Source organism: Anaerolineae bacterium (assembly GCA_014360855.1).
Classification (GTDB): domain Bacteria; phylum Chloroflexota; class Anaerolineae; order JACIWP01; family JACIWP01; genus JACIWP01.
On the sequence record JACIWP010000329.1, the window covers coordinates 1 to 3,080 of the forward strand.

At 67.9% G+C, this 3,080-nt stretch carries 4 protein-coding genes; all 4 read right to left on the reverse strand.

All coding sequences use genetic code 11. From position 1 onward, the window contains the following. Window positions 1-693: tryptophan synthase subunit alpha (locus H5T60_13510; protein ID MBC7243448.1), on the reverse strand; the 693-nt coding region annotated here is incomplete at its 3' end. Continuing rightward, window positions 690-1,910, reverse strand: coding sequence for a tryptophan synthase subunit beta (trpB, locus tag H5T60_13515; protein ID MBC7243449.1), 1,221 nt, complete (start codon window positions 1,908-1,910; stop codon window positions 690-692). The genes trpB and H5T60_13510, both read right to left, overlap by 4 nt. Beyond that, on the reverse strand, window positions 1,891-2,547 hold the full coding sequence (locus H5T60_13520) for a phosphoribosylanthranilate isomerase (GenBank protein ID MBC7243450.1): 657 nt from the start codon (window positions 2,545-2,547) through the stop codon (window positions 1,891-1,893). The genes trpB and H5T60_13520 overlap by 20 nt, the downstream gene beginning before the upstream one ends. Continuing rightward, the coding region (locus tag H5T60_13525; protein MBC7243451.1) for an indole-3-glycerol-phosphate synthase at window positions 2,541-3,080 on the reverse strand (540 nt) is incomplete at its 5' end. The genes H5T60_13520 and H5T60_13525, both read right to left, overlap by 7 nt.

Below are 3,080 nucleotides of genomic sequence, written 5' to 3' on the forward strand. Positions count from 1 at the left end.
CTGCTCCGGCGTCGAGACGCCGAACCCGACCGCCACCGGGATGGGGGAGGCGCGCCGCACCTCTTCCAGGCGCCGGCGCAGTTCCTCCGTGTCGAACCGCCGCTCGGTGCCCGTGGTGCCCAGCCGCGAGATGACATAGAGGAAGCCGGTGCTCCGGCCGGCGATTTCCCGCAGGCGCCCCGGGCCGGTGGTGGGGGCCGCCAGAAACACCAGCGCCAGGCCCTCCTGCCGGCAGGCTTCCATCAGCTCGTCAGCCTCTTCCGGCGGCAGATCGGGCACGATCAACCCGTCGGCGCCGGCCCGCCGGCAGTCACGCACGTAGGCGCGCTCGCCGTAATGGAAGATGGGGTTGTAATAGCCCATCAGCAGAAGGGGAACCCGCACGCCGGCCTTCCGCAGGCGCGCCACCTGCTCCAGGCACCGCGCCGGCGTCATGCCGGCCTGCAGGGCCAGGTAGCTGGCGCGCTGAATGGCCGGCCCATCCGCCACCGGATCCGAAAAGGGCACGCCCAGCTCGATGATGTCCGCGCCGCCTGCCTCCAGCGCCGGCACCAGCTCCAGCGCGGCCTCGGCCGTCGGATACCCCATGGTGAGATACGTGATCAGCGCCGCCCGGCTTTCTTCCCTCGCCCGGGCAAAGGCCTGCTCCAGTGCCTGGACCCCCTGCCGCGCCACTATCGTCTCGCCTCTCATGCCCCTAACTCCTCCTGCAGAACCTGCGTCACTGTGTCCAGGTCCTTATCCCCGCGGCCTGACAGGTTCACCAGGATGATGTGCTCCGCCGGCCGTGCGGCGGCCAGGCGCATGGCTTCCGCTAGGGCATGGGCTGACTCCAGCGCCGGCAGGATGCCCTCCAGCCGCGCCAGGGCACGGAAGGCCACCAGCGCCTCCTCATCACGCACATAGGTGTAGCGCACCCGCCCGATATCATGCAGGAGGGCGTGTTCCGGCCCCACTGCCGGATAGTCCAGGCCGGCGGAAATGGAATGGGTGTTCAGAATCTGCCCATAGGCATCCTGGAGCACATAGGTCTTGACCCCATGCAGGATTCCCACCCGGCCGCGCTGAGGGTCGGCGAAACGGGCCGCGTGCCGGCCGCTGGCGATGTCCGCGCCGCCAGCCTCCACCCCCACCATCTCCACCGGGTCCTGCAGGAAGGCATGGAACAGGCCGATGGCATTGGAACCCCCGCCCACACAGGCCACCAGCACATCGGGCAGACGGCCGGCCTGCTCCAGCATTTGTGCGCGCGCCTCCTCCCCTATCACGCGCTGGAAGTCCCGCACCAGCCGCGGGTAGGGATGCGGCCCGAGGGCCGAACCCAGCAGGTAATGGGTGTCCTGCAGATGAAAGGACCAATCGCGCAGGGCCTCGTTGATGGCATCCTTGAGGGTCCGACTGCCGGCATCCACCGGCCGCACCTCGGCGCCCAGCAGGCGCATGCGCAGGACGTTGGGCTGCTGCCGGCGCATGTCCTCACTCCCCATGTAAATGGTGCACTCCAGCCCCAGCAGTGCCGCGGCGGTGGCAACCGCCACCCCATGCTGGCCGGCGCCCGTCTCCGCAATCAGGCGCGTCTTGCCCATGCGCTTTGCCAGCAGTGCCTGGCCCAGCGCGTTGTTGATCTTATGGGCGCCGGTATGGGCCAGGTCCTCCCGCTTCAGCCAGATGCGCGCACCACCACATGCTTCTGTCAGACGCCTGGCGTACGTCACCGGTGTCGGCCGGCCCACATAGTCGTGCAACAGCGCCCGATATTCCTCCCAAAACGCCCCATCCCCTTTCACCTGGCAATAGGCTTCCTCCAGCTCCTGCAAAGGTGCGATGAGCGTCTCCGGGACAAAGCGCCCGCCGTATGGGCCGAAATAGCCCCTAGCATCGGGCAGTTGGTCAATCGCCACTTTCCGCATCCTGACCTCCCATCCGCACGGCTTTCGCGCGCAAGATGAAGTCGCGAACCCTGACAGGGTCTTTATGGCCCGGCCGGCTTTCCACACCGGAGGAAACGTCCACCCCCCAGGGATGGAGCCGGCGCACCGCTTCTGCAACGGTATCCGGCGTCAGTCCGCCGGCGATGAGGAGCCGCACCGGTGGTACAGCCGAAAGGTCCATCCTCTCCCAAGCCCAAGGCTGTCCCGTGCCGCCGGCCTGTTGGGGATGATAGCTGTCCAGCAAATAGGCCCAGGCGTCATATGCCAGCAGTTCCTCCCACGGCACCGCGCCTCGCACGCGATGGGCACGGATGACCGGACGGGGCAAGGCGCGGGCATAGGCCGGCGGTTCCGCCCCATGCAGTTGCACCAGGTCCAGCCTGCACTGCTCCGCGATCTTCTCGACTTCGGAGGCCGGCGCATCGGCGAAGACCCCGACGCAGAGGGCCTGACAGCCCTCCTCTCGCAGGGCGTTGATGATGGCGGATGCCTGTGCCGGCGAAATACAGCGCGGGCTGGCCGGCACAAAGATAAAGCCCAGCAGATCCGCCCCGGCCTGCCAGGCCGTGCGGGCATCATCCAGGTTGGTCAGGCCGCATATTTTGACCCTTACCATTGGCCGGCCTCCCGCAGTTCCCGCAGTCGCGCGCTCGGGTCCGGCGCCGTTACCAGTGCCTCGCCGATGAGCGCCGCCTGCACCCCCCATTCTGCCAGCCGGCGCATATCCGCCGGCGTGCGAATCCCGCTCTCCGCCACCACTACCACTTCCGCCGGGATCATGGGGCGGAGCCGGCGCGTCGTCTCCAGGTCCACGTGGAAATCGCGGAGGTCCCGGTTATTGATGCCCACCACGTTGGGATGCAGGGACAGGACGCGCCTCAGTTCCTCCTCGTCGTGCACCTCCACCAGAGGCGTCAGGCCCAGCGCCTGCGCCTGGCGGTAGAGCGTCTGCAGCGATTCATCCGGCAAGGCAGCGGCGATCAGCAGGATGGCGTCCGCGCCGGCCAGGCGCGCTTCCAGGAGCTGATAGGTGTCAATGATGAAGTCTTTGCGCAGGATGGGGACAGCCAGGCCGGCACTATCCAGGGCCAGGCGCACCCGCTGTAGGTCTTCCAGCGCGCCGTGAAAATGATGCGGCTCGGTCAGCAC

Bases quoted from the DNA above. Each gene is read 5' to 3' on its own strand.
- trpB (MBC7243449.1), bottom strand. From the start codon at position 1,910: ATGCGGAAAGTGGCGATTGACCAACTGCCCGATGCTAGGGGCTATTTC.
- H5T60_13520 (MBC7243450.1), bottom strand. From the start codon at position 2,547: ATGGTAAGGGTCAAAATATGCGGCCTGACCAACCTGGATGATGCCCGC.